This is a genomic window from Paenibacillus sp. 1-18 (assembly GCF_000520755.1).
Taxonomy (GTDB): domain Bacteria; phylum Bacillota; class Bacilli; order Paenibacillales; family Paenibacillaceae; genus Paenibacillus; species Paenibacillus brasilensis.
In genome coordinates this window covers 19,079-40,012 of record NZ_ASSB01000311.1, presented here as the reverse complement: position 1 = coordinate 40,012, position 20,934 = coordinate 19,079, and the positions used below count along the sequence as shown (strand labels likewise).

Here is a 20,934-nt window from a genome sequence, read left to right as displayed (position 1 = left end):
GGGGGGGGGGGGAGCCGATAACGGCTCGTGGTCATAATATTAATGCGACTCGTGAGAAAATGGGCATGGTGTTTCAGCATTTTAATTTGTTCCCGCATAAAACAGTACTACAGAACCTGACACTCGCACCAACACAGGTTAAAGGGCAGTCAGGCAAAGAAGCTGAAAAAATTGCGTTAGAGCTTTTGCGTACCGTTGGGCTTGAGGATAAAAAGAATACCTATCCGAACCAGTTATCCGGCGGTCAAAAGCAACGGATTGCGATTGCACGCGCCTTGGCGATGCAGCCGCATGTGATGCTGTTCGATGAGCCGACTTCTGCCTTGGACCCTGAAATGGTCGGAGAGGTGCTGGATGTAATGAAGAAGCTCGCTGAGAGAGGCATGACAATGGTGATCGTCACACATGAAATGGGTTTTGCACGTGAGGTAGGGGATCGGATCATTTTTATGGATAAGGGCCAAATCGTGGAGCAAGGTACACCTGAACAGGTTTTTGGTACTCCAAGCCATGACCGTACCCGAGATTTTCTTGCCAAAGTATTGTAACGAATTGATTGTATAAGTTATAAAGTAAGCCCTCCATAGTCCATGGGTTCTTGACCAAAGTCTCATGTCTGACCGGAGGGTCTTTCTTTTTTTGTCACTATTTCACCCTATTTTCGTAACAGATAGCGATTTCATGATGACAAAATTGTAATGAGTATAGTATGATATTCAAGGTTCCCAACATTTTCATGCAGATAAGGTTACAAAATTGTGATATTATGCAATAAGCCAAAACTTGCCGGGACAGCATAAGGCTTAGATCTACGCTGAATGCTTGGACCAAAACCATGGAAGTGCGGGGGACGTAACAACGGCAGTCATTCCGATTCGTCATAAGACGATCAGATTGGAAGCTGCCTAGGGGTGAATTGCGCAAGCATAGGGCTTCTTCTGAGTCCGAATCCGACAGCTAACTTCGCAGGCATAACAGAGGAGGTACATATCTTTTGAAACAACTGAAACATATTGGACAAGCCATGAAATTTGCGGTGCTTGCTGCTGCTATTGCAGGACTGGCACAAACAGCCGGGGTAGCAGATGCCGCTTCGCTTCATACTGCCAAAGAGGGCGATACCTTCTTTTTGCTTGCTCAACGTTATGGAGTATCGGTAGACGAGCTAACGAAGGCGAACCCGAATATTGCCCCTAGCAACATATATGCAGGGTTGCAAATTAAGGTGCCTGGAGAAACAAGTGTGAAGGCTGCTTCAGATTCGGAGCCACAGCTTCTTAAGGAGACAGCACCTGCGAATGAGGGGCAAACGATTGAAGCATGGGGCAAAACATTTAATTACAGTAAAGTAGTTGACGTTAAAGCTACAGCGTATTCTGCCGCAGCTGATGAAAATGGTAAGTGGGGGGCGGTAGACTACTATGGCAATCCGCTTAAGCTAGGTACGATTGCGGTAGACCCGAATGTAATTCCGATGGGAACGAAGGTGTTGGTTACAGGGTATTCTCACCCCGGCCTGCCGGACCATTCATTTGTGGCCGTTGCCCGCGATCAGGGAAGTGCCATTACAGGCAAGCGAATTGATATCTTTATTCCTGGCAACAAATCATTTGTGAACGACTTTGGCTTTCAAAATGTGAAATTATACGTTATTGATAAATGAACATAATATATATTATGTAAACCATATGCATGCATGATACATTTTAATAAAATGGGCCAAAATTTAAAACAGGTCCGCACAGAAAAAAGCTGTCTTGGCGAGCAGAGCATATCTGCTGGAAAGACAGCTTTTTTCTGTTAATCTAGTTTGGTATTAGCTTTTAAACGCCCCTTTATTTTCGTTCCGATGTGTGGAGCAGCCGGGGAACTGTAACGAATTTGTAGCCCTTGGTCTTTAGGGACTGAATTAGACCCGGAAGGGCCTGGACTGTGCCTTGTAGGTTGGAACTTTGACCTCCGCCTGCGTGCATTAAAATTATGGAGCCGGGCCCGGTAGCAGGAATCACATTGCGCTGGATTTGCGTTTTACTTAGTCCCTTCCAGTCGAGGGAGTCTACATTCCAATTGACAATCATGTAGCCATGGCGACGCGCCCACTGGATTTGAGGCTCTGTAATTTCGCCATAAGGCGGTCGAATCAATTTCGGACGAAAACCGGCGCTGGCTTGTAAAATGCGTTCTGTTTTCGTAATCTGATTGCGAAAGCGTTCTGGTGTAGCCTTCCTGAAATCCGGATGGGTATAAGAATGGTTCCCTATGGCATGACCCTCACGGACAATACGTCGGATGATGCCCGGATGCTTCTCTGCGCGGTGACCTACGATAAAAAAGGTGGCTTTGATGCCGTTCGCGTGCAAAACATCCAAAACCTGCGGTGTATACCTCGAATCGGGTACATCATCAAAGGTTAAGGCAATTTGGCGGGTATGCGGGCCGCACATTTTAAAAATATCCGCATGTTTTTTTCGCAGCATGCCTAAGGTAGGAGCAGTCTGTTCTGTACTTTGATGTACAGAAGAAGTAACAGCCGCTTCCTTGGGATGGGGCGCTCCGGTGATGGAAGGCGCATCCGCGTGAACAGGAAAACTCGAAAAAGCTAGTAACAGTGCCATACTGGGTAACACTCCTCTGTACGGCATATGTATTCCCCCTTTCCGTCCAGTGGTACGTGGTACCTAGTGGTGCTCTCAGCTATTATGTACCTGCCCTATTAAAATTATGCCGCTGACCGGAGCATGCTCATAATGCAATGGGATGCTAGTATACGGTCAAACGGATATGAATGAAGTTGACGTTCTAAACGTACATATTTGCTTAAACCAGACAGAAAACAATGTATTTTCGCAGGTTTTAGCCCGATAACGGATTCGGTATACCGTGACAACTGGTGTATAATGGGGATGCAACGCATAATTGTACAGACATGGAATTGAAGGAAGGATGGATAAAAGTGACCGACTTGTTTACTCCTTATCAGTTAAAGGGGCTGGCCTTAAAAAATCGAATTGTAATGCCCCCGATGTGCCAATACAGTGTGGAGGCCAAGGACGGGAAGCCGACGGATTGGCATCATGTCCATTACGTTAGCCGAGCGGTAGGGGGTACGGGACTCATTATTGTGGAAATGACAGCGGTTCATCCGGATGGTCGTATTACGGATCGTGATTTGGGCATTTGGAGTGACGATCATATTCCTGTATATCGTAAAATTGTGGAGGAAGCTCACAAATACGGTGCCAAAATTGGAATTCAATTGGGCCATGCTGGTCGTAAGGCAGAGGATGCTGAGCAGCCTGTGGCTCCGTCCTCGATTCCCTTTAGTGAACGCTTTAAAGTGCCGCATGCCTTGACGACAGCTGAAGCCAGGGAACTGGTTCAAGCTTACAAAGAAGGTGCACGTCGCGCAGTAGAAGCCGGCTTTGACACGATAGAGATTCATGGCGCTCACGGCTACCTGATCCATCAATTTCATTCCCCTTTAACCAATACCAGAGAAGATGAGTATGGACAGGATTTGTCTTTGTTCGGTGTGGAGGTTGTATGTGCTGTTAAAGAGGTTATTCCTGCTGATATGCCTGTGATCATGCGGATATCTGCCAAAGAATATGTCGAGGACGGTTATGATGTGGAATACATATCAGGCATAGGGGAACGCTATCGTGATGCAGGTGTAGATATTTTTCATATTTCTTCTGGTGGCGAGGGGCCGATTGGTTCGGGCGGAGGTCCGTCTGCGCGTGCTGGCTATCAGGTGGATTTGGCTCGTCACATCCGGGAAAAGCTCAATGTGCCCGTAATTGCTGTCGGCTTACTGGATGATTATGAGGATGCCAGCCGGGTTGTTCGGCAGAAAGAAGCGGATTTGGTAGCCATAGGCCGTGCCATGCTGCGTGATCCCTATTGGGCACTGCATGCATCAAGGGAGTTGAAAGTACAGGCGGATATTCCGGAGCCTTACCTGCGCGGTTTTTAGATTTTTTTGAAACCGTCATTGCAAACCTTGCGTAAACATGTGTACAGAGCTTAAAATTTAAGCATTCAACTCTAGGAGGAACTTCACATGTCTATTTTTAAACGATTAAGAGATCTTACGATGTCCAATATTAACGCTATTATCGACAAGGCAGAAGATCCAGTCAAAATGACCGATCAATACATTCGTGATATGCAAGAGGATCTGGAAGATGCAGAGAAAGCGGTAGCCGCTCAAATTTCTATTGAAAAGAGATTCAAGCAGCAATATGAAGAGCAAGCAGCCTTGGTAAAAAAACGTGAAGAGCAGGCTCATACCGCAGCGAAAGCACAAAATGTGGATCTGGCCCGTCGCGCGTTGGAAGAAAAGAAATCTGCCGAGCAAAAAATGAACGAGTTCAAGGCTGGTTACGAGCAGAACAAAGCCGCCGCCGATAACCTGCGCGGCAAGCTGGATGAAATGCGCAGACAGCTGACAGAAATGAAGAACAAGCGCGAGACACTGGTTGCCCGTTATAACGCAGCTAAAGCGCAAACTGAAATTAACAAAGCAATGAACGGTTTTAGCTCAGATACGGCAACTGCCGGGTTGAAGCGTATGGAAGAAAAAATGCTGCAGGCGGAAGCACGTGCTGAAGCGAGCAACGAAATGTCCTCCAAGGAAAAATCCCTGGATGAGGAGTTCAAGGAGCTGGATAAGAAGAGCGCCGTGGACGACGAGCTTGCTGCTTTGTTGAAGCAATACGAAAATAAATAAGAAGTGTGAGCATTGCCATCTGCGTAATTGTTAGAAAGCGAAGGAGAAACCTTTTCTCCTTCGCTTTTCCCTGCCTGAGGCGAGGCATAAATCAAAAATCAATATAAATGAAAGTCAAGAAGATGTGGAGGATGGGATGAAATGCATTTTTTAGAAACGATGAAAGCGATGCTTGTATGGACTGGCGCGGGCGCCGTTTTGCTGTTCGTATTGATGTATGTCGACTCTTTATTTACAAAATATAAGGATTTTGCCGAAGTGAAAGCTGGTAATATGGCAGTAACGGTACGGTTGATTATGAAGCTGATTGCACAGGGGTATATTTTGTCAGGTTCCATCGCTACAGCTAACAATTTGCTAGAGGCGCTTGTGTACTCTGTAATCGCCTTTGTCATCCTGTTTATTTTGGAAATTATCGTACGTCTGTTGTTGCGGTACTGGGCGCAGTTTGATCTGGATAAAGGCACACAGGAAGGCAAAATTGGTTTCGGGCTGTTTTCAGGGACGCTGCATCTGGTTGGCGCCTTGATTATTACAGCATGCTTCTAGGCTAGGAAAGGCAGGGAAAGTTATCATGGGTGTATGGAAACGAATTTCAAATCTATTTGCCAAGCCTGAGCCGCCAAAAGCGGAGAAGAGTATGCTTGAGTTAAATCCGGGTGATATCTGTGAAGTGTCGCTTGTCACCTATGAAGTGGTGGGCCGAGTACATAATCGTGCCCGAAATGCCGTTGTTTTGACGCTGCAGGATGGTAATCAAGTCAGCTATCTTCATATTGAGGAACGGGAAACACTCCAATTTGGACTATATCAGGCGATCGATGGCCGGCTGGACAACCCGGAGGAAGTGCCGACTATTTTGGAATTAGATGATACAACGTATCATTTGGAGGAGCAATATTTTGGGCATGTTACTGTTATGGGGCGTGCTCCTTTCCGGCAGGGTGGAGAACAGCATGTTTGGCAATATCAGTCGGATGACTATCATCTGTTGCGGGTAGAGTGGCAGGACGGTCGTTTTATGCTTTATGAAGGTGAAGAAGTGATTACCGGAGACGTCAAGGTTATTCGGGCAAGCTAGGAGAGGGTTACACATGAGCAAACGCACCTGGCAGTATGCATTAAAGGTCATTGTGGCGCTGAGCTTGTTCGTATCCGTGCTAAGCGGCTGCGGTGCGCCAAATGTGAAAGATACGTACCCGCTGGAATCGGTAAGTGGTAGCGGAAACTCGACCTCATACGTGTACCGGGCCGCTGGCAAAACGGTTCCAGAAGTGGCGGAGGAATTGAAAGAACAGCGTACACCGGAACAAATGTCGCCCCAGAGCAATGAGCGGATGTTTCTGGTATATAACGATGAATGGTACCATTTGCAGCAAGACCCAGCCAAGAAGGAAGATACGCTAATTGAAGTCGACAGTAAACAGTATGTCGAACAAAATTACAGTTCTAGCTTTCTAAAAGGATACTTAACCGCAACTGTGCTGGATGCTCTCTTTGACTCGTTTCGTGGATCAGGTTCTTACCGTGGCTATTCAAGCAGGGATGTATATCGGCCTTCTCAGGGGCAATACCGAGCCCCTACAGTGCAGGAAAAGAAAGCCATCCCCCCAATTACAGTGGAACGAAAAGGCTCGGTTACTCGTCGAGGGAAGGGATCAGACTCCACTGTCGGATCAGGCGGAAGCTTGTTCGACAGAGGCTCCAGCAGCAGTTCACCAAGCAGAGGCTCGATTTCACGTGATCAGGGCAGCAGCGGTTCCGGCATATTTGGCTCACCGCGTAAGTCCTACAGCAAGCCTAAAACACGTAGTGGCTCAGGCAAAATCAGCCGACGAAGTCGACGATGATTGTCATTTTACGCAAACAGCTCGGGAATAAGATCCCGGGCTGTTTTTTTGTTTAATATCAGGAAGCGGATTTGCCAGAAAACGGTTTTAGGGTTATAACAGAAAGAGGGAACTTTAGAAGAACGGAGTGAGGTTATGAATCAGACAACATTAAACGCGGGAAAATTCCAGCGTAAAGCGGTTCAGGTGGATGAGGCACAGAGAATAATAGCTAACCATGTCAAACAGGGAGAACGGGAGGAAGTAGGGCTGGAGCAGGCACATGGACGTTATTTAGCGATGAATTTGACTGCACCACATCCGTATCCCCGTTTTCGTCGATCTGGTATGGACGGTTATGCGATCCTTGGTTCGGACACCGAGGTTTGTTCATCTGGTCAGGAAATCTGGCTGCGCGTAGTGGACGAAATTCCATGCGGCACCGTATCGGACAAGCGGATAGAGACGGGATTGGCGGCCCGCATTATGACGGGAGCACAATTACCGGAGGGAGCCGACACCGTTGTCATGCTGGAGGCAACACAGCTGCGTGAGGAGGAGGGGCAGACATACGTCGGCTTGAAGAAGCGTATGGAGATCGGCAAAAATGTAACACAGATCGGTCATGAGATTCAGGAAGGTCAGCTCTTGCTCAGTAAAGGAACCTGCCTGGGAGCGGGACATATCTCGGTTCTGGCTACCTTTGGTGTACATCGGGTTCCTGTTTACAGGAAGCCACGGGTGGCCGTTTTTTCGACAGGATCGGAATTGCTTGCGGTGGATGAACCGCTACAACCAGGAAAAATACGAAACAGTAATACATATATGCTGGCCTCTCAAATTAGGGAGGCAGGAGGAGAGCCCTTCATCCTGCAAGCCATTCATGATGAGCTGAATGTTGCGCGTGCTTCTGTACGTGAAGCAATCGCAGCCTATGATATCGTCGTTACGAGCGGCGGCGTATCGGTAGGGGATTATGATATTATGGGTGACCTGGTGCGGCAGGAGGATGTAGATATGCTGTTCAACAAGGTCACGATGCGTCCGGGCAGTGTGACAACAGCCGCTGTAATTGACGGCAAGCTGTTATTTGCGCTATCGGGCAATCCCGGTGCATGCTTTGTAGGCTGTGAGCTGTTTGTGCGGCCTACCATTCAAATGATGCTGTCTTCGGAACAGCCGTATTTACAAACCTGGACGGTATTGCTGGGGGCAGATTATACGAAGGTGAACAATTTTACCCGATTTGTGCGCAGCTCACTGGAAATACGCGACGGTCAAGTGTATGCCATTCCTGCGCGAGCGGATGAATCCAGTGTCATGGTGACGATTAAGGACAGCGACTGTCTGATCGTGCTTCCTCCAACAACAGAAGGCTTGCGTGCAGGGGAAGAGGTGCGTGTACTGGTACTGCAAGGCGGAAAGATCAAGTGAATACGAAGCAGCCGTATGTGTGTCAGATCATCGGTTACAAAAATACGGGGAAAACGACCTTCCTCGGAGGATTGATTCGTTATTTGCGGGATTCTGGATTACGCGTGGCGGTGGTCAAGCATGATGGACATGAGTTTGAGATGGATCATGAGGGGACAGATACATACAAGCACCGGCAAGCAGGCGCCGAAGGCGTGGCTATTATTTCTGCTGGAAGAACAGCCATATTAGAAGAGCAGAGTCGACCTGTCAGCGGACTGATCCGGCATTTTCAGGCATATGACTGTGTATTGCTTGAAGGCTTTAAACAGGAACATTACCCAAAACTCGTCATGCTACGTGAATCAACAGATGCCCATCTTGCCGCTACGCTGTCAAATGTTCAGGGAGTAGCGGTTTGGAAGCATCTAATGGAATGGGCTCAAGATCACTATTCGGATCAAACGATACAAATATTTGCTGCCGATGCCAACGACCAGGCAGGTCGCTGGCTGATCGGTCAGATGCAGCAGTAAAGTGATGATGTGCCGGATGAACGGAGCTGAGACATCAATCGGATGATTCAGTCTGGGGCTCCAACCGCCGCTCAATCGCTTTAGACATGGTTTTGTCGGTCAGATGGGCATAGACTTCAGTCGTTTCTGTCGAAGCGTGCCCAAGCTGTTCCTTGGTTTTGTAGATGTCATTTTGCAAATAATAGTCGGTGGCAAACGAATGGCGAAGCTTGTGAACGGTCAGGTAAGGCTTGCCGAACCGTTTGGCGTACTTGATGATCATTGCCTGAATCGCTCTTTTGGTCATCCGTTTGCCCTCCGTGCTGCCGTTGGGACGGGCGATAAAGAGAGCTTTTTCTTTTTTCGGAGCGCGATAACGGGTATGTCTCAAGGACAAATAGAGTACGAGATCATCTTTGGATTGCTCGCGGAAATACACTGGTGTTTTAAACGTTTCATCGTTATTGCCTTTGCGGTACACATATAGTAATTTATTGTTTAGATCCAGATCGTCTATGTTCAGATTGACAATTTCGGACACGCGCAGACCCGAGTTCAGGATGAGACTGGCAATACAGGCATCCCGTTCCTTGTTCAGCTCATAGGAGTAAAGTGCCTGCTTGTTACCGGCCAGATCGTGTCCATAGCCTTCATAAATATAGCCGATAAATTCAAGCAGCTCTTCCTCTTCCAATATTTTTCCCTTGAGCTTGGCGGCTGTATCCTTGGGTTTATGTATGCGCTTGATTTCGACCTTGGCCATAATGTTGCGTTTGAGCAACGGATAAAAATTTTCATCCTCAGCGATCTGGCTTAAATAATGAAAGAGGGAACGGAGAGATGATAGCTTGCGTGAAATTGTAATGCGGGAGTTGGAGCCTTCACGCTTAGTGGACAGGAACAAACGAAAACCCGTAATACTGTCCATATGAAGCGTCTCCAATTCTTCCAGCGTAACTTGGGCGTTCGTTTCTCCGGCAGACAAGCCTTCTGAGCGAAGCCATGAAAAAAATGCTTCATAATCCCGTACATATTCCAGCAATGTTGAGGGGGATAGGTCAGGTAGCTTGTAATCCATAAATTGCTGTACGTACCATGGTAGCTCCGGCATTTTTTCATCCAGTTTGCGCCGGTCGATGATCTTTTGAATATTCATTGGGTTCCACCTCGTCCGGTCATAATATATATGTATTTTAACATATTTTGAGCAGCACTGGACGGGATGTAATCAAAGTAAAGAACGCATGGAACTGCCAAGAGGGGTGAAAGTATGGGGTATAATATCAAATCCGAACTTAAGCTATCCATAAAAAGTGTACCAGAGTCGCAGAAGGACATTATTGTTCAGCTCATGCAATTTTATTTATATGATTTTACAGCCTATCTTCGAATTGATGTTACTGAGAAGGGTACATTCCCGGCTTATCCGGATTTGTATCAATATTGGACAAGCGGTGAACAGAAGCTGCCTTTTTTAATATGGAGACAGGACATCCCTGTGGGCTTCGCGCTGGTTGACCGAATGTCCAACAATCGGGAGGCTGACTACTATATGGCTGAGTTCTTTGTGCTTCGTCCTTATCGGCATAATGGTGTTGGAACTTGGGCAGCTCATGAGCTGTTTGGACGCTTCGCCGGGCGTTGGAAGGTGACCCAGATGAGCACGAATAGACCGGCACAATCCTTCTGGCGCAAGGTGATAGATCGTTATACGAACGGGGAGTACAGGGAACAGACACATCCGGTACGGGGGAATATAAGTCAGTTTTTCAATACATGAAAAATTCATGGTAGTATGTTATTAACAAAAAAGAGTCGAGGAGATGATCCAGTCGGCTCTTTTTTTGTTGTCAATTCAAGTCTTCTATCCATCCATAGATCATTCCAATTAGAACCTGCATTGACAATATAAAAACGCAGGTATACAGTTATTTGTATAATTCATATATAACTTATTGGAATTATCAACAATGGAACATCGGCCTCAAAAATGCAATGCATTTATAACATTCCCCCTGAGATTGGAGCGTGTTTTACAGGTGAAACGAACAAGTCGATATACAAAGATGGTAGCTCTAACTCTATCACTGGTGCTGGTATTATCGGCATGCTCGGGCAATGGTGGAGTCAGTACTTGGCATTTTAGAGGGGAGTCAGCCGGGTAGAACGATTGCATTTCGTGCCGATTTTGATGCGCTTCCCATTCAGGATGAAAAGGATACGCCTTATAAATCAACAGTCTCCGGTGTTATGCATGTATGCGGACATGATGGTCATACGCTGCCCTTCTGGGAGTGGCCCGCGCATTGCGCGGTTTTTTGCTATATATCAAAGTATTTTGACAGCTAAAGAGAAGGAGAAATAAAGTAATTAATTCACTATATGAAAAATTCATAATAATGTTAAGTAAGGAGTAATAACGGTCAGAAAGAGGCTTACATCCTTAGTGGAGGCTGTGCTGCAGGTGTTAATATTACATTATCTTGATTTTTTACACAAGGAACTGGGAAAAAGATGACGAATCTATTGAGCAAGGCACAAATGAAAGCGCCAACATAAATGAAAGTCGCGACATATTTTATCGACAAATGATTGGAGGTGAGAGCTTCTTTCATCTGGTATGGCCTGCATATTCAAATGAAAATGAAGAAGGAGGTTGAATTCATTGAGTAAAGCAAAAAGCAGGTTGAGAAATGAATGTTTGGCGCTAGTCGTAGCGAGTGCTTCCTGGACGGGGATGATAGCGCCGACCCACGCGGCTCCAAGTGACGATTACACTTGGAAAAGTGTCGTTACGGGTGGAGGCGGCGGTTTTGTACCTGGTATCATTTTTAATGAAAAGGAAAAGAATCTGATCTATGCCCGGACAGATATCGGGGGGGCTTACCGCTGGGATGCTGCCAATGAAAGTTGGATTCCGTTGGCGGATTCTGTGGGCTGGGAGGATTGGAACAAAAATGGTGTGGATGCACTGGCCACCGATCCTGTTGATCCAAATCGTGTATATATATCTACAGGTACGTATACGAATTCATGGGATAAACAAAACGGGCAAATTATGCGTTCTACCGACCGGGGCAATACGTGGCAGACGACGAAGCTTCCTTTTAAGGTAGGAGGCAACATGCCGGGGCGCTCGATGGGTGAACGTCTGGTCATTGATCCGAACAAGAATAATATACTGTTCTTTGGAGCACGTAGTGGTAATGGATTATGGAAAAGCTCGGATTATGGGGCAACCTGGAGCAAGGTGAGCAGCTTCCCGAATCCGGGAACGTATGTGCAGGACCCTTCAAATGAGTATACGAGTGATATTGTCGGCTTGGCCTGGATTACTTTTGACAAAAAGACGGGCTGGGCGAAGTGTGGAAACTGAATACAGCAAGTGGGCAATGGAGCAACATTAGCCCCGTTGCTAGTAGCAGCGCGGACAATTATTTCGGTTAGGCGGATTGACAGTGGATGCACAGAAGCCAGGTACGCTTATGGTTGCTACGCTGAATTCCTGGTGGCCTGATGCAATAATTTATCGCAGTACCGACAGCGGAGCAACCTGGAGTCCGATTTGGGAATTCGATGGATATCCGACTCAGCTAAAATACAATTTGGATATAACAGCTGCGCCTTGGCTAACCTTTAATGCCAATCCTGCCCCACCCGAGGTATCTCCGAAACTGGGCTGGATGATCGGTGATCTGGAGATTGATCCATTTAATTCAGACCATATGCTGTACGGGACGGGAGCTACGATTTATGGCTCGAAAAACCTGACCAACTGGGATAAAGGAGGGAAGCTGGACATTTCGGTGGCCGCTAAGGGAATAGAGGAAACGGCAATTCTGGATCTGGTAAGTCCTCCAGCTGGTGCACCTTTGGTGAGCGCAGTAGGTGATGTCTCCGGTTTTAGACATGACGATTTGTTCAAGGCTCCAGCTAAAATGCTGGATAATCCGACCTTTACAAGCAGCGAAAGCATTGATTATGCCGAGCTTAATCCTGCTTTTATGGCACGGGTGGGCAAAGCGGATTACAAAAAAGATCCAAGCCAAATCCATCGGATTGTCCAATGATGGCGGAGCAAATTGGTATAAAGCCAACAGCGAGCTTCCGGTACAGCAGGAGGAGGGAGTATCGGGGTAGCGGCTGATGGCAATGGTTTGCTCTGGAGCACATCGGATAAGCGTGTATTCTACTCCAGAACGGGCGGCAACTCATGGACAGCAAGTACGGGAATTCCAGCGAATGCGAAAATCGCCTCCGACCGGGTGAATTCTAACAATTATTACGCATTTGCTTCCGGAAAAATATATGTGAGCACCAATGGGGATGCATCATTTACAGCATCGACGGCAACTGGCTTGCCGACAGAAGGTAATGCCGACATTGATGCTGTACGAGGGCAGAAGGAGATGTTTGGTTCGCTGGAGGCTCTGAGGATGGAGGACCATACGGCTTATGGCATTCCAAGGATTCCGGCGCCACATTCACCAAGTTCTCTAATGTGCAGGAGGCAGATTCCATAGGCTTTGGTAAAGCAGCGCCCAACCACGCGAATGCAGCGGTATTTATTGTTGGTAAAATTGACGGTACACGCGGATTTTACCGTTCAGACGATGCAGGGACAAATTGGGTGCGTATTAATGATGACAAGCACCAATATGCTCGTGTAACTACAATTATTGGTGATCCCCGGATTTTATGGACGTGCTTATCTGGGAACGAATGGCCGCGGCATTTTGGTAGCGGATAGAGTAGGCGGTGATCAGCCATATACCGGACAAGCAAGCATTACACCGACGGCTGCAACCTATGGAGCGGATAACAGCAATACCGATATTACCGTCAAGCTTACACTTAACGGTAATACGCTGGATGCCATCCGGCAGGGAAGCGTAGTTTTGAAAAAAGTTGAGGATTATACGTTTAATGGCGAAACTGTCGTTCTGACCAATAAGTATTTATCTGCACTGCCAAAAGGAGGGACCACGCTGAACTTCCATTTTAGTACAGGCAGTGATGCGGTGTTCACAGTTACGGTGAAAGGAGATACGCCCGGTGAGCCAAGGAACAGGCGAGGGTGTTCTGAAGGTACAAACCTTTAATGGGAATGTATCTGCAACAAGCAATACGATCAGCTCCAAGTTTAAAATCACCAATACGGGCAGTTCATCCATTTCTCTTGCAAACGTGACACTGTGTTATTATTTACACCATTGACGGGGAGAAAGCCCAAAATTTCTTTACGGATTGGTCAAGCATTTGAACAGAAAATGTGATTGCCAGCTTCAAGACGCTATCCAATGCGAAGCCAGGAGCAGATTCTTACGCAGAAATTGGCTTTAAGTCGGCTGCGGGTTCTTTGCAGCCCGGTCAAAGTGTGGAGTTGCAAACCCGGATTTCCAAAGTGGATTGGAGCAATTACACACAAACCAATGATTATTCTTTTGATCCTACAGCGAACAGCTTAAAAGATTCCACTAAGGTAACCGCTTACTTGTCAGGAAGCAAGCAATGGGGGATCAAGCCTTAAAAAGACGTAAGCCCAAAAAAATGAGGGCAATTGGAACGTAATGCTAGCCACTTTTAATGAGTGAGCTGGTTTTATTTTTAGTGGTATCGGCAACTCTCAATCCGTCAGAAAACGGACCAAAGATAAGGTAAAGCAGCAACCAATCCGCTTCAATAGCATATTTTTATAAATATTTCACTATATGAAAAATTCAAAATAGATAAACAATTTTTTCTCGCCTACTATCCCTCTATAACATACCAACCACTTCGACCAGGAAAAAGACAAACATACCGAACATATGTTTTGATTCCCTGCGAAAAAATGCTCCTACCATTTAGGCAGAAGCGTTTTCGACTCCATTTATAGTGGACAATCTTATCAAACCATATGCCGAGATACTGAAATTAACAGCGTCATCGTAATGACATTCACAATTGTAGAAAACAGCACCGTTTGTGCGGCAAAATCAGGTTCATTTTTATATTCTTCCGCTAAAATACTTGTATTAACGCCAGTAGGCATACCGGATGCAATGAGCAGCGCCTGAGCCGGAATTCCTTTAAGGCCAAGCAGTGATACAAGCAGGAACCCGACTATGGGACCTGCGATCAGGCGCAATACCATACTGATGTACACGGCTGTACGACGCAAGCGAAAGGGGTATTGCACAATTTGCGCGCCTAAAGTTAGCAGAGCAACGGCTACCATCGACTGGCTGATATAATTCAAGGGCTCAGTTAGTAAATGGGGCAATGGACTATGCAACACATTCAGCAGCAAGCCCAGCGCAAGCGCGTATGGCACAGGCATTTTTAAAAAATTAATTAAAATCTTTCGCGTATTGGCCTTGCCATTTTGTACAACAAAAGTACCGTATGTAAACGTAACAAAGCTTTGAAAGGTCATAATCAGAGCTTGAACGGAAATGGCCAGTGGATCACCTTTGAATACCAGCTGGTTGATTGGTAGACCATAATTTCCTGAATTATCTAGCATAATGCTGTTTGTAAAGGCTCCACGCATTCCGGGGCTGTATTTCAGAGATCGGGCGACGGTTGTGCTGATCACGTACAGAATAGCTATGTATAAGGCATAAAAAAGCGAAACCTCACCCATTAGCATTAAGGATATTTCTGAGTTATAGAGCCCTGTAAACACTACCGCAGGGGTGATATAGTAAAAATTGATTTTAGCTAAGGTGTACAAATCCAGTCGAAAATAATATTGCATGATACAACCCAAGCCAATGAGTACAAAAATAGGTAAAACAACTTCCAAAAGAATGGTGCCGAACATGTCTGTTTCATCTTCTTTCTAAGATGCGAATATAAAGGCTAACTCATAAAAATGCATGTGTATGATTCATTATACTTCGGAATTAGGTTAGACGTATAATAAAAAATTTTATAGTGGATTTGCAATCAGAACTGCAGCTCTAACGGTGTTTCACACATGAGTTAAAGAAAAGATAAAAAATCAGCTTATAGAAGCCGTTAATACATCTAGGGACATTTGAGCCCGGTCTTAGTATAAGGAGGAATCGCATCATGAGAAACACTTGGACAGCCTTATTAGCGTGCATATTGGTCTTGGGATTAACAGCGGGAACCGCTGCGGCCAAGCCAGGACGCGGAAATGATCAAGAGAGCAAACGGGAAGCAAAGATGTCCTTTAAAGACGAGAATGAAAAGAGTACGGAAAAGGTAATCAAACCGCATGATTCAGACAATGATCAATTCAAAAAACGGAAGGACGAAACAGCCGGCAAAAAGGGTGAAACTGCACTTACTACAGTAACTGCAGTAACGTATGACACATACGGGGAGTCTAAAGGCCATAACGGTCACAAGGGACACAACGGATACAAGGGTCTGCTCAATGCGGTAGAAAATAAGAAGGACAAACCGGCAGGCGCAGTTATTGCGAACCTGCTGCTTACAAAATACCCGGACCGATTGACACAGGAGCAGGTTGCTGAACTTGAATTGATTCGGAATTCCGGTAAAGCACTGACTGAGGCAGCTGATTTGCTGGCTGAAAACGGAAATGTAACGGATGCCGTTTACATGCAGGAGGAGGCGGTACTAGCTGATGTGTCCAATCTGGACAGCTACAAAAAGCTGGGCGAATTCGCGAAGAAGGCTGGACGGAAGTCGGGTATGAAGCTGTTCGTGAACGGTGAAGAATACGATATCAAACCGATTAATCGCAATGGTACCACACTTGTTCCGTTTAGAACAGCCTCCGAAGCCCTGGATGCGAAGGTCTCCTGGGATTCAAAGGAAAAGGCGGTTACTGTAACTCGTAACGGCGTATCCGTCAAATTATTTGTTAACAGTGCCAAAGCATATATTAACGATCAGCCGTATTCAATCGAGCAGCCGGCATCCATCGTGGACGGGACGACAATGGTGCCTGTAAGGGTAATCGGTGAGGCCTTAGGGACAAATGTGAAATGGGAGCCTGAGAGCCAGTCCGTGGTTGTATACGAGCAGCCAACATTATCAACGCCTACATCAACACCTTAATGTGCTGTGAACAACAAGTTTTTGTAAAAGCGAAAAGGCTCTTGACTAAATCGTCAGAGCCTTTTCTATTTGACCTTGGAATCAAGAATTGATTTCGTCATTCCCACTACGTGAGAAAGTAGTTCGGCATCATAGCATTTTGGTGCTCGTAAGGAAAGGATACTCTCATTACGTGCCCGGCATGTGTACAATTAAATAGAGATGACAGAAAAAGGGAGTGGTATAGATGGATTTAGGTTTAGCGGGAAAGGCTGCCTTTGTCGCAGGCTCCAGTAAAGGGCTTGGCAAGGCAAGCGCACGGGAGCTGGCGCGTGAAGGAGCGCATGTCATGATTTCGGGACGGAACGAAGCAGAGCTTCAGCAGACACAGGCAGAATTACAGGCAACGGCGAGTGGACGTGTTGAATATGTAGTTTGTGATGTAACGAAACCAGATCATATTTCTAAAGCCATCCAGCGCACAGTGGAATTGTATGGTACCGTCGATATTTTGGTTAACAATGCGGGCGGGCCTCCTGCAGGAACCTTTGATGACTTTACGGATGAAGTTTGGATGCAGGCCTTTGAGCAAAATTTACTTAGTCATATCCGTTTGATTCGCGAGGCCCTGCCATATATGAAAAAACAGCAAAGCGGCAGAATTTTAAATATTGCCTCTTCTTCGGTGAAGCAGCCGATTCCTGGCCTGATTATCTCGAATACGTTGCGTACTGGAGTTGCTGGACTGGCGAAGACATTGTCTATGGAATTAGCTCCTTACAATATTCTGGTACATACTGTAGCACCGGGGAGAATTGCAACGGATCGCGTCCGTAGCTTGGACGAGCTTCGAGCGGAGAAAACCCAGCAAACAGCGGATGAGGTTCGCGAGCAAGCTGAAGAGGGCATTCCATTGGGACGATATGGGGAGCCTGAGGAGTTTGGTAAAGTCGTCGCTTTTCTGGCGTCCACAGCTTCATCCTATTTGACAGGCAGTACCATTCTTGTCGATGGTGGAATGATTAAATCGTTATAAAAATTAAAGAAGCGTACTGACAGCCGATTAGCCCTGCTGCCGGTACTCTTCTTTAGAAGCTTTAGTTATGGCGAGGAATTTCACAACCGTCGTCGGTACATACACCGCCTGCATCATTTTCGGAGGAACCTGCGCTTACCATCGTAAATGGAGAACGCTCGGCCCATGCTTTTTGCAGAGCATCATGGAACACCTCATCTGACTGAGCACCCGAAACGGCAAATTTCCGATCAAACACAAAAAACGGTACACCCCGAACGCCCAACTCAGCGCCCTCGGCTTCATCGGCTCTAACTTCGTTTGTAAAGCGGTCACTATTCAATATGACGGCGGCTTCATTCTGATCCAAACCAACCTCGGCAGCCAATGTCGTCAGCACTTCTTGGTCGCCGGTATGCTGGCCTTCTATAAAGACAGCCTGGAATAAACGCTCGCTCAGCTCCAGCATTTTGCCCTGTGTTTGAGCCCAATGTGTCAAACGGTGAGCATCGAGAGAGTTGGTCGGTACCATCGCGTGAATATTGTACTCCAACCCCGCAGAGCGTGCATTTTCGTTCATCCGGTCATTCATCGCTTGTGCTTCTTGCAGACTGACGCCATATTTAGCAGACAGCTCTTCATTAATCGTTTTACCACTATCTCTTACAGCATCAGGATTTAGCTCAAAGCTCTTAAACGTCAACTTCACCTCATCACGGTGTGGAAATTGCTGTAGCACTTGTTCCAAACGGCGTTTGCCGATATAACAGAACGGGCACATAAAATCAGACCAAACTTCAATATTCATAAGGAAAAGCCTCCATGTTTACATTTTTTTTATTGAATAACCTGAAATGGATCAGCTCACTTTTAAAATGTATTTAAAAGGTGAAACTTCATTGGTTACAATAAAGATTATAAGGTCAAAGCAATTAACGTGCAAATATTTAATGCTTGTAAAAAAATAAATGCTGTGATAATTTTAAATATGTAATCGGTTACATATTGGACTTGAAACTAAACTATGACAACAATTAAGCAGGTCACCAGCTATGCGGGTGTTTCTGTAGCGACCGTATCCAGAGTTATTAATGAAACCGGATATGTGCATGAGGACACACGCCGGAAGGTTGAAGCAGCTGTTAGGCAGCTGAATTACAAGCCCAACGAAGTCGCTCGTTCTTTGTATAAAAAGAAATCCAGATTAATTGGTCTGCTTCTGCCGGATATTACGAATCCTTACTTTCCCTTGCTAGCTCGCGGGGTGGAGGATCGAATGCAGGAAAATGACTTCCGGATTATTTTTGGCAATAGTGATGAAGATCGTCAAAAGGAACTGGACTACATGGACACATTTGTTCAAAATAATATTGTTGGTGTCATTTCATCTACCAATGATTCCGACGCCGATTGCTACGCCAAGCTGAAAATCCCTGTCGTTTTTCTCGATCGGACTTCCAGTGACAGCCTCTCCGTATATGCGGATGGAGCCTATGGCGGTCGATTGGCAGCTCAGGAAATGGTTGCCCGTGGCAGCAAACAAATTACAGTCTTGCAGGGCCCCACACATATTCGTCCAGCGCAGGATCGTTTTCGCGGGGCGGTTGAAGAGCTTCAGCAATCGAACATTACTTATCATGTCGTCGAAACAACGTCCTTTTCGTTTAAAGATGCGGAGTCATGGGCCAAAGAGCTGTTCAGAAAGCACCCGGATACGGATGGAGTTATTGCCAGTAACGATATTGTAGCTACAGCGGTAATACATGAGGCACATCGATTAGGAAAGAAAATCCCGGATGATGTTCAAATTATCGGGTTTGATGATATACCATTAAGCAGCTTGTTATTCCCGCCTTTGTCAACGATCCGTCAGCCTGCCTATGAAATGGGCTGGGAAGCAGTAGGTCTGCTGATTCAACTGATTGAGCAATCGCAAGCAACGAAGTCAAGCACACCGAATCTTCATTCGAATATACTTACTCATTCAAGCATACAGTTGCCCGTCAAATTCATTGAACGGGAAACGACGAGAAAGGTGGATTATCATGGCTAAAATTTCGATTATCGGAAGCAGTTCAATGGATCTCGTAGTTACTTCATCCAAACGCCCCGGTGCAGGGGAAACCGTGTTGGGGGAAAGCTTTACAACCGTCCCTGGGGGCAAAGGCGCCAATCAGGCGGTAGCCGCAGCCCGGCTCGGAGCAGATGTCACGATGATTGGACGTGTAGGGGATGACCATTTTGGACAACAGATTTTACGCAACTTTGAAGAAAATCATGTTCGTATCGGCTATGTGAAACCGGTTACACATATGGAAAGCGGCACAGCACATATTGTGCTGGCTGAGGGCGATAACAGTATTGTCGTGGTAAAAGCAGCGAATAATGAAGTGACACCCGCCTATGTGGAAGAAGCGCTCGATGCCATCCGAAGCTCTGATATGGTGCTAGTTCAACAGGAAATACCGGCGGAAACGGTTGTTTATGTAAGCGAAATTTGTGCAAAGTACCAAATACCGTTCTTGCTCAATCCTGCTCCGGCTCGTGAAGTGGAAGAAAGCGTGATTGAGAATGCGACATACATTACGCCGAATGAGCATGAAGCTGCTATCATGTTCAAGAATATGAGTCTTCAAGAGGCGTTGCGCAAATATCCGCACAAGCTGTTTGTTACGGAGGGCAGTAATGGCGTTCGGTTCTTCGACGGTGAACAAGAAATTGTGGTTCCCACTTATAAAGTAGAAGCAGTTGATACGACAGGCGCTGGGGATACATTCAACGCAGCATTTGCGGTGGCGCTGGCAGAAGGAAAATCGTTGACAGACAGTGTGAAATTCGCTAATCGTGCTGCTTCATTGTCCGTTACCAAATTTGGGGCCCAGGGTGGTATGCCGACCCGCCGAGAAGTAGAGGAGCAATTATAATATGGAAAAACATGGAATCCAGTCATATATCCAAGGTACTATCGGATCTCGGCCACACGGACTATATTGTCGTGGCCGATGCCGGTTTACCTGTTCCTGAAGGCGTTACCCAAATTGACTTGGCCCTTAAACTAGGCGTTCCCTTCTTTCAGGACGTTGTTGATGTCATCGCTGCAGATATGGTGATCGAAAAGGTGACGTTGGCCGAAGAAATCAAATAAGCAAACGAACAGGCATTACAGTATATTACCCGCACATTTGCTGGGGAGAGGCTAAAAAATCCGCAGATTACAGAGCATGCTGTCGTCATTGAGTTTTGCTCGCATGAACAATTCAAGGAGCTGGCCCAGCATGCCAAGGCAATCATCGGCACAGGTGAAGCCAAGCCGTTTGCCAATTGTATTTTGCCAGCCCCAGGAAGGCAGAGCACAAGGGGATTGCTTTTATTGAGCGACAAAACAAATCTATTTTGCTACTTGTTTCTCAA

General features: G+C 46.3%; 18 protein-coding genes, 3 pseudogenes and 1 riboswitch. Of the genes and pseudogenes, 17 read left to right on the top strand and 4 right to left on the bottom strand.

Features of this window, described 5'->3' with window-relative positions; translation table 11 throughout:
* Both L693_RS0119815 and L693_RS0119810 read left to right on the top strand, forming a co-directional pair.
* Nucleotides 1–548: amino acid ABC transporter ATP-binding protein (locus L693_RS0119815; protein ID WP_025719340.1), on the top strand; the 548-nt coding region annotated here is incomplete at its 5' end.
* Nucleotides 549–815: 267 nt separating this feature from the next.
* A riboswitch (cyclic di-AMP (ydaO/yuaA leader) is annotated at nucleotides 816–987 on the top strand.
* A 7-nt stretch (nucleotides 988–994) separates the two neighbouring features.
* Nucleotides 995–1,663, top strand: a complete 669-nt coding sequence (locus tag L693_RS0119810; RefSeq protein WP_025719338.1) for a 3D domain-containing protein — start codon at nucleotides 995–997, stop codon at nucleotides 1,661–1,663.
* A gap of 172 nt (nucleotides 1,664–1,835) precedes the next feature.
* Here the strand turns inward: L693_RS0119810 and L693_RS0119805 are convergent, their stop codons facing one another.
* Nucleotides 1,836–2,642 (bottom strand): polysaccharide deacetylase family protein, encoded by an 807-nt coding sequence (locus tag L693_RS0119805; protein ID WP_025719336.1) that lies wholly within the window; start codon nucleotides 2,640–2,642, stop codon nucleotides 1,836–1,838.
* 311 nt (nucleotides 2,643–2,953) lie between these two features.
* Here L693_RS0119805 and L693_RS0119800 point away from each other — a divergent pair, with 311 nt between their 5' ends.
* The 7 genes from L693_RS0119800 to mobB all read left to right on the top strand — a co-directional run bounded on the left by L693_RS0119800 (nucleotide 2,954) and on the right by mobB (nucleotide 8,510).
* Entirely contained in the window at nucleotides 2,954–3,976 is a 1,023-nt protein-coding gene (locus L693_RS0119800) for an NADH:flavin oxidoreductase/NADH oxidase (RefSeq protein WP_025719333.1), read from the top strand.
* 87 nt (nucleotides 3,977–4,063) lie between these two features.
* On the top strand, nucleotides 4,064–4,732 hold the full coding sequence (locus tag L693_RS0119795) for a PspA/IM30 family protein (protein ID WP_025719332.1): 669 nt from the start codon (nucleotides 4,064–4,066) through the stop codon (nucleotides 4,730–4,732).
* A gap of 141 nt (nucleotides 4,733–4,873) precedes the next feature.
* Nucleotides 4,874–5,281 (top strand): DUF350 domain-containing protein, encoded by a 408-nt coding sequence (locus L693_RS0119790; RefSeq protein ID WP_025719331.1) that lies wholly within the window; start codon nucleotides 4,874–4,876, stop codon nucleotides 5,279–5,281.
* Between the two features lie 25 nt (nucleotides 5,282–5,306).
* Nucleotides 5,307–5,813 carry a DUF4178 domain-containing protein gene (locus L693_RS0119785; protein ID WP_025719330.1) on the top strand — a complete coding sequence of 169 codons (507 nt, stop codon included), beginning with the start codon at nucleotides 5,307–5,309 and terminating at the stop codon, nucleotides 5,811–5,813.
* A 13-nt stretch (nucleotides 5,814–5,826) separates the two neighbouring features.
* Nucleotides 5,827–6,582: a DUF4247 domain-containing protein gene (locus L693_RS0119780; RefSeq protein ID WP_025719329.1), complete on the top strand. Its 756-nt coding sequence runs from the start codon at nucleotides 5,827–5,829 to the stop codon at nucleotides 6,580–6,582.
* A 135-nt stretch (nucleotides 6,583–6,717) separates the two neighbouring features.
* Nucleotides 6,718–7,995 (top strand): molybdopterin molybdotransferase MoeA, encoded by a 1,278-nt coding sequence (locus L693_RS0119775; protein ID WP_025719327.1) that lies wholly within the window; start codon nucleotides 6,718–6,720, stop codon nucleotides 7,993–7,995.
* Nucleotides 7,992–8,510, top strand: coding sequence for a molybdopterin-guanine dinucleotide biosynthesis protein B (mobB, locus tag L693_RS0119770; RefSeq protein ID WP_049825226.1), 519 nt, complete (start codon nucleotides 7,992–7,994; stop codon nucleotides 8,508–8,510). The genes L693_RS0119775 and mobB overlap by 4 nt, the downstream gene beginning before the upstream one ends.
* A gap of 34 nt (nucleotides 8,511–8,544) precedes the next feature.
* On the opposite strand, the gene xerS is transcribed toward mobB, so the two are convergent.
* Nucleotides 8,545–9,645: a tyrosine recombinase XerS gene (gene xerS / locus L693_RS0119765; protein ID WP_025719326.1), complete on the bottom strand. Its 1,101-nt coding sequence runs from the start codon at nucleotides 9,643–9,645 to the stop codon at nucleotides 8,545–8,547.
* Between the two features lie 114 nt (nucleotides 9,646–9,759).
* Between xerS and L693_RS0119760 the strand changes: the two genes are divergently transcribed.
* The 3 genes and pseudogenes from L693_RS0119760 to L693_RS28330 all read left to right on the top strand — a co-directional run bounded on the left by L693_RS0119760 (nucleotide 9,760) and on the right by L693_RS28330 (nucleotide 14,019).
* Nucleotides 9,760–10,269 carry a GNAT family N-acetyltransferase gene (locus L693_RS0119760; RefSeq protein ID WP_025719325.1) on the top strand — a complete coding sequence of 170 codons (510 nt, stop codon included), beginning with the start codon at nucleotides 9,760–9,762 and terminating at the stop codon, nucleotides 10,267–10,269.
* Nucleotides 10,270–10,619: 350 nt separating this feature from the next.
* Nucleotides 10,620–10,798, top strand: a pseudogene (locus L693_RS0119755) (M20/M25/M40 family metallo-hydrolase); the annotation flags it as partial.
* Between the two features lie 356 nt (nucleotides 10,799–11,154).
* Nucleotides 11,155–14,019, top strand: a pseudogene (locus tag L693_RS28330) (X2-like carbohydrate binding domain-containing protein).
* A gap of 360 nt (nucleotides 14,020–14,379) precedes the next feature.
* On the opposite strand, the gene L693_RS0119715 reads toward L693_RS28330, so the two are convergent.
* On the bottom strand, nucleotides 14,380–15,297 hold the full coding sequence (locus tag L693_RS0119715; protein WP_025719317.1) for an AEC family transporter: 918 nt from the start codon (nucleotides 15,295–15,297) through the stop codon (nucleotides 14,380–14,382).
* Nucleotides 15,298–15,548: 251 nt separating this feature from the next.
* On the opposite strand from L693_RS0119715, the gene L693_RS0119710 reads away from it, so the two are divergent.
* A complete protein-coding gene (locus L693_RS0119710; RefSeq protein ID WP_025719315.1) occupies nucleotides 15,549–16,529 on the top strand; it encodes a copper amine oxidase N-terminal domain-containing protein in 981 nt (326 codons plus the stop codon).
* A 226-nt stretch (nucleotides 16,530–16,755) separates the two neighbouring features.
* Entirely contained in the window at nucleotides 16,756–17,544 is a 789-nt protein-coding gene (locus L693_RS0119705) for an SDR family oxidoreductase (RefSeq protein WP_025719313.1), read from the top strand.
* Nucleotides 17,545–17,605: 61 nt separating this feature from the next.
* On the opposite strand, the gene L693_RS0119700 is transcribed toward L693_RS0119705, so the two are convergent.
* Nucleotides 17,606–18,331: a DsbA family oxidoreductase gene (locus L693_RS0119700; protein ID WP_025719311.1), complete on the bottom strand. Its 726-nt coding sequence runs from the start codon at nucleotides 18,329–18,331 to the stop codon at nucleotides 17,606–17,608.
* A 216-nt stretch (nucleotides 18,332–18,547) separates the two neighbouring features.
* On the opposite strand from L693_RS0119700, the gene L693_RS0119695 reads away from it, so the two are divergent.
* The 3 genes and pseudogenes from L693_RS0119695 to rbsD form a co-directional block, all read left to right on the top strand.
* Nucleotides 18,548–19,576, top strand: coding sequence for a LacI family DNA-binding transcriptional regulator (locus L693_RS0119695; protein WP_025719310.1), 1,029 nt, complete (start codon nucleotides 18,548–18,550; stop codon nucleotides 19,574–19,576).
* Nucleotides 19,569–20,447: a ribokinase gene (gene rbsK, locus L693_RS0119690; RefSeq protein WP_025719308.1), complete on the top strand. Its 879-nt coding sequence runs from the start codon at nucleotides 19,569–19,571 to the stop codon at nucleotides 20,445–20,447. Before L693_RS0119695 ends, rbsK begins: the two co-directional genes overlap by 8 nt.
* Nucleotides 20,448–20,458: 11 nt before the next feature.
* Nucleotides 20,459–20,860: pseudogene (gene rbsD, locus L693_RS0119685) on the top strand (D-ribose pyranase); the annotation flags it as partial.
* Between the last annotated feature and the right edge of the window lie 74 nt (nucleotides 20,861–20,934).

Coding starts and splice junctions, on each gene's coding strand:
- L693_RS0119805 (WP_025719336.1), bottom strand. CDS start 2,642: ATGCCGTACAGAGGAGTGTTACCCAGTATGGCACTGTTACTAGCTTTT.
- L693_RS0119695 (WP_025719310.1), top strand. CDS start 18,548: ATGACAACAATTAAGCAGGTCACCAGCTATGCGGGTGTTTCTGTAGCG.
- L693_RS0119790 (WP_025719331.1), top strand. CDS start 4,874: ATGCATTTTTTAGAAACGATGAAAGCGATGCTTGTATGGACTGGCGCG.
- L693_RS0119775 (WP_025719327.1), top strand. CDS start 6,718: ATGAATCAGACAACATTAAACGCGGGAAAATTCCAGCGTAAAGCGGTT.
- xerS (WP_025719326.1), bottom strand. CDS start 9,645: ATGAATATTCAAAAGATCATCGACCGGCGCAAACTGGATGAAAAAATG.
- rbsK (WP_025719308.1), top strand. CDS start 19,569: ATGGCTAAAATTTCGATTATCGGAAGCAGTTCAATGGATCTCGTAGTT.
- L693_RS0119710 (WP_025719315.1), top strand. CDS start 15,549: ATGAGAAACACTTGGACAGCCTTATTAGCGTGCATATTGGTCTTGGGA.
- L693_RS0119795 (WP_025719332.1), top strand. CDS start 4,064: ATGTCTATTTTTAAACGATTAAGAGATCTTACGATGTCCAATATTAAC.
- L693_RS0119785 (WP_025719330.1), top strand. CDS start 5,307: ATGGGTGTATGGAAACGAATTTCAAATCTATTTGCCAAGCCTGAGCCG.
- L693_RS0119705 (WP_025719313.1), top strand. CDS start 16,756: ATGGATTTAGGTTTAGCGGGAAAGGCTGCCTTTGTCGCAGGCTCCAGT.
- L693_RS0119700 (WP_025719311.1), bottom strand. CDS start 18,331: ATGAATATTGAAGTTTGGTCTGATTTTATGTGCCCGTTCTGTTATATC.
- L693_RS0119780 (WP_025719329.1), top strand. CDS start 5,827: ATGAGCAAACGCACCTGGCAGTATGCATTAAAGGTCATTGTGGCGCTG.
- L693_RS0119715 (WP_025719317.1), bottom strand. CDS start 15,297: ATGTTCGGCACCATTCTTTTGGAAGTTGTTTTACCTATTTTTGTACTC.
- L693_RS0119760 (WP_025719325.1), top strand. CDS start 9,760: ATGGGGTATAATATCAAATCCGAACTTAAGCTATCCATAAAAAGTGTA.